This window comes from uncultured Gimesia sp. (assembly GCF_937919775.1).
Lineage (GTDB): Bacteria > Planctomycetota > Planctomycetia > Planctomycetales > Planctomycetaceae > Gimesia.
In genome coordinates, this window is the sequence record NZ_CALFPF010000003.1 from 1 (window position 1) to 5,276 (window position 5,276).

The 5,276-nt window shown below is 49.2% G+C and carries 3 protein-coding genes; 1 reads left to right on the forward strand and 2 read right to left on the reverse strand.

The annotated features are described in order from the left end of the window. Together Q0294_RS00030 and Q0294_RS00035 are read right to left on the reverse strand one after the other, a co-directional pair. A partial coding sequence (locus tag Q0294_RS00030; RefSeq protein WP_299459344.1) for an elongation factor G occupies nt 1-1,784 on the reverse strand: 1,784 nt, incomplete at its 3' end. Between the two features lie 399 nt (nt 1,785-2,183). Continuing rightward, nucleotides 2,184-3,539: a DUF4013 domain-containing protein gene (locus tag Q0294_RS00035; RefSeq protein WP_299459346.1), complete on the reverse strand. Its 1,356-nt coding sequence runs from the start codon at nt 3,537-3,539 to the stop codon at nt 2,184-2,186. Between the two features lie 239 nt (nt 3,540-3,778). On the opposite strand from Q0294_RS00035, the gene Q0294_RS00040 reads away from it, so the two are divergent. After that, nucleotides 3,779-5,276, forward strand: a 1,498-nt coding sequence (locus tag Q0294_RS00040; RefSeq protein WP_299459348.1) for a DUF1549 domain-containing protein, incomplete at its 3' end; no start/stop codon positions are given.

Genomic DNA, 5,276 nt, shown 5'->3' on the forward strand with positions numbered 1-5,276 from the left:
AAACATTTACTGCCGGCAATTTTAAAGGCCGTCTCATTACTGTCCACCGGATGGTCTTTGCCAAAGTAGACTTCGCAAACCAGATCCTGGATCTGACAGCCCGTAATCACACCCTGTTTCAAGCGTTCCTGTACGCCCTTTTCGACAGCAGGAATAAATTGATTGGGAATCGAGCCTCCCGAAATCCGATCGACAAAAGCAAAGTTGAATTCAGGGTCATAGTGATAAGACCTGAGATGATCAAAGTTTTCTTTTATGAAGTATTCTTCGGGCTTCACATCGTGCGGCATGGGAGAGAGTCTGAGATGTACTTCAGCAAACTGCCCTGCTCCGCCCGATTGCTTTTTGTGACGGTAGCTGCCTTCCGCCGTTGCCATAATCGTTTCTCGATACGGCACTTTGGGCAGATGAGTGATGACTTCCACTTTATCACGATGCAGGAGTCGTTCCTGAATGATTTTCAAATGCAGCTCGCTCATGCCCTGCATCACCATTTCATGCGTTTCATCGTCGTGAATCACATGGAATGTCTGGTCTTCTTCTTCAATTTTATGGAGCGCACCGGAGATCTTCTGCTGATCATTCTGACTTTTCGGCTCGACCGCCAGACCCACAACGGGATGCGGAAATATGATTTCAGGCAGCGAGAGTCCATCCCCGTTCGCGTCTGCGGTGATGGTATCTCCCAGCTTCAAGTCGTCGGCTTTCGAAACAGCGAAGATATCTCCTACCGAAACTTCGTCCACGGGTTCCTGTTTTCCGCCCTGCACATCAAGCAACTGATTGAATCTGACCGGTTTTCCGGTGCGCACGTTGACGACGGAGGAATCTCTGCTCAACTTGCCGGAAAAGACTCTTAAATAACTCATTTTAGAAATGAAAGGATCGATACGGGTTTTAATGACTTGTGCGACAAACGGTTGATCAGGCGAGGGATCCAGCATGACGGCACGCCCATCCCGGGTCTGTTCCATGCGCTGGATATCCTGCGGGCATAACGTATAGTTCGACATTGCATCCATGAATTCCGCCACGCCGACACCGGTTTTGGCGCTCATGAATAATACGGGAATCAAAGTTCCTGCGGCCATTGCTTTCGGAATATTCGCAGACAATTCCTGAGCACTGATTTCTTCTCCTTCAAAGAATCGTTCCAGTATGGCTTCATTGGATTCTACGATGGCCTCAATCAATGCCTGGCGCGTCGCTTCAGGGTCTCCGATCACCGCTTCCGGTGCATTCGATTTTTTCACAAGGCTATGCACGGCTTTGAAATCGGCTCCCAGTCCCACCGGCAGATTAATGGGGATGCAGTGAGCGCCAAATGTTTCACGAATGGAATCCATGAGGGATTCATAGTCAATATTCTCAGCGTCGCATTTATTGAGTACGATCATCCGGGCAATGCCGGCTTCCTGAGACATTTTAGAAACCCGTAAGGCATTGATTTCAACGCCATGACCGGCGTTCAGCAGAATCAAAGCCGTCTCGACGGCCCGCAAAGCGCCGGAGACCTGCCCGATAAAATCAGGATAACCAGGAGTGTCAATCAGATTGATATGGTGGCCACCATAATCGAAATGAATCAGAGTGGACGCGATAGAAATCCGATGATCAATTTCTTCCTCATCGGTATCCAGCAGACTCGTGCCATCATCTACAGACCCCAGACGGGTAGAGGCACCAGTTTGAAAAAGCATCAGATCGGCTACAGTTGTTTTGCCAACAGCCCCGTGGCCGACCAATGCCACATTCCTAACGTCGTTTACCTTGTATTCGTTCATCGCTCGTCCTGCCTTTTCAAAAAGAATGGCAAGCGCAATTGTCCTCCGTTCCGTTAAAGGCAACACGCTTAGCCAGGAAATGATGCGAACGTGTGTGCGAGAAAAAAGAACTTTTTCCCCGCATATCCTTAAACCGGATTTCTCGAAGAAAACCGGATCAATTCTGCGATAGAATGCGAACGTGTGCCGAGCACACTTTCATTTTATCCTCTTCTGCGTCTATTAAAATCTTATCTTGCTGATTTTCAAAAGGCGAAAAGTTTTTTTGAAAAACAGACTTACCCTGGGAAATAAACACGTCTGGTTTAAAATGGGCAATTGAGATCAGACGGCAGAATGGAAGGCGCATTTTCCACAAAGCAGGAAAACCACGAGGCTTAAAGGCTGAGGCCAGGAAGTTCAGAAAGGAATCGGCAATAAAAATAAATGGTGCTCCAGCAACACACCACTGCCATGAATTCCGATAAACTGTGTAAAGAACAGAATGAAAACATAAACGGCTAACAGCGGAAAGATGATCGTACGACTTAACCAGCGCCAACCAAACCAGGCATTTTTGGTGCGGGTGGAAGCACGATAATAAACCCAACCCAATAACAGTTTGGTCGGATAAATGGTTGCGACAAAAATCAGCGTAATTCCCCAAACGGCGTCTCGTGGCAAGGCAGCCACCTTAAACAGATAGAGAGGCAGCGAGAGAACATAAACTAAAATTAACGATAACATCCACGCCAAGGGAGCACGTTTGAATTTACGTCTGATGGTGCGCAGTTCAAACATCGCAGAAAAACGATTCTCAGCGGCAAAATGGGCCTGCAACAGAGGCAGCCAGCCGAGGACAATCACAAGAGTGAATCCGCCCAGTAGAGTGACTGCGACCGGACCTCCCTGACCTCCCCCCGGCGAGCTGGCCGCCGCAAACATCAGGGACGGAATCACCAGCCACAAAAACGCTCCCAGGAAACCGCGCAGACCCAGGGAAAAATTTCTGCCCAGTTTGAGTGAATCGAAAAACGAACTGACATTTAGCGCGGCCCGTTCAAAGTAACCACCGGATCGAATCTGTTTGAACAACCAGATTGCATTTTTGAAGGGGCGAACAAAACAGAAAAACGTGCCCCCGCGTGCTAAAGACAGACAGAGATGAATCGAAATCGCAATCGAGGCAAGCAATGTCAGCAGATGCAGCGTCTGATCGCTCTGGCCTCCCGGTTCAATCAACCGGGCGTCGGCGGCTGCTCCCGCTAATAAAAACAAGGGAATGAGCCACAGCGCCACACCAATGACGATCGTTCCCAGACGCGGTGCGATATCCAGCAAAGGAAACGCCAGACGGATCTTTCCGGTTCGCGCTACGCGCCCCTCGACATCCAGCAGATAGCCCAAAGCAATAAAGTTGACAATGGGGACCGCGGCGATCAGTGCCAGAAAGAAAACCAGACACGCAATGCCAAACAGCATGCGCCCCATCCAGAACGCAGCTTTTATGGGATGACGCAGTAGATGGGGAAACGGAGGAATATTTCCCACAACTTCATCGGGATAAAACTGAGCAATCTCAGAGGTGACTGACTCCGAATCGACTTCATCCGAAACAAAGTCCCTCACTTCACATGCAGTCTCAGAACTCCCCGTATGTGCACCATTAGAATCATTCTCTGGCATCGTGTTTTCATTCACAGGCAGCTCCGACCGATTCTCAGAATTTCGGGCCATTGATCGTAACTGTAAGGCTTTCCCGGAATCAGCATGCATTTTCAAAGTATCACCTGCAATTAGGTAAGTCCAACTTATAGCAGAAATTATCCGATGTATCGAGCAGCAAACGGGAAGACTTGCCTGCCTCTCTTTTAATGGTACTCAGAAAAAAGTCCTGAGTTTCAAGAATTCACTGAAACTTTCGAATTACCAATCTGGTATGATTAACTGAATGAGCGAGAGATTTCTGCTGTCGCTCAATGGGAGTGCGTTCACATTTATTCAGAGACCATTTCATGAAGCGAAGCTCTCACAACTGGAAAATTGCCTGCCTGCCCTTCTGTGTTGTCGGTCTGGTCGTTTCGTTGGTTGCCTGGGCTTCCAGCAGCCCCGTTAATAGTTCCCTCAAAGCCCCTGCTCTGACAGAAGGAACTTCTTTCACTAAAACGGTCGAACAGGTTGATCAGTTTTTTGAAAAGCAATGGTCGGAAAAAGAAACCGCTCCGTCTGAAATTGCTGATGACTTTCTCTTGCTCAGAAGACTTTCGCTGGCTCTGCATGGCACAATCCCTTCACTGGAGGAAATCCGTGAGTTCGAAAATATGCAGGGGAATAATCGTCTGGAACGCTGGACTCAGAAACTTCTGGAAGACCGCCGCTTCGCAGACTATTTCTCCGAACGATTGACGCGGGCATATGTCGGAGTTTCTCAGGGTCAGTTTGTAATTTTCCGCCGCGACCGGTTCAAAGCCTGGTTGAGCGAACAGATTCAGGCCAATACGCCTTACGATGAACTGGTCAGAAAGCTGATCTCGGGGGAAGGACTTTGGACCGGTGATCCAGAAACAAATTATATTACACAAGCGGTCGCAGACGGAAATCTCGATCGCACTAAGTTGACCGGAAGTACGGTGCGCGCATTTCTCGGGCAACGGATTGATTGCGCCCAATGCCATGACCATCCGTTTGACCATTGGAAACAGGCCGACTTTGAAGGTCTCACCGCCTTTTACGGGCAGGTTGAAATCCAGGTACTCGGCGTGCGGTCAAATAAGAAACTGGCCTACGAAGTAGAAGATCGTGAAACTCTGAAAAAACGCACCGTTTCTCCGCAGGTTCCCTTTCTGAACGAGTGCCTGCCTCAAGAGGGTACCTTGCGCGAGAAGCTGGCTGCGTGGGTTACGCATCCTCAAAATCGAAGATTTGAACGGGCCTCGGCGAATCGCATCTGGGGACTGTTATTTGGAGTCCCCTACATCAACCCCGTTGACGATCTGCCTGCACCCACGGACCTCTCTCAGTCTGCGCCCGATCTGCTCGATATTCTCGGTCAGGACTTTCGTGAAAACGGATATGATATCAAACGGATGATTCAAATTATTGTGGCTTCAAAACCGTTTCATCTGTCTTCCACAGCGGCAAACGATGAACCCGAGCAAATTGAACATGCGACCGGCGACTGGGCTTTGTTCCCCCTGGTTCGCTTACGCCCCGAACAGATCATCGGTTCGATGCTGCAGGCTTCATCGTTAAAAACAATTGACCAGAACTCCAACCTCATCATGAGAGGGCGCCGGTATTTCTCGGAAATCAATTTTGTGAATGAATATGGCGACCTGGGAAGTGACGAACTCAATGATTTTCCCGGCACGATTCCCCAGGCGTTACTCAGAATGAATGGCGAATTCGCCAAGGATAACGGCAGCGCCTCCCCGCTGAACTCCGTCGGACGCATCGCGCGATTTGACATTTCGGATGAAAAACGAATTGAAACCTGTTTCCTGGTTTGCCTGA

Coding starts and splice junctions, on each gene's coding strand:
- Q0294_RS00035 (WP_299459346.1), bottom strand. CDS start 3,539: ATGCATGCTGATTCCGGGAAAGCCTTACAGTTACGATCAATGGCCCGA.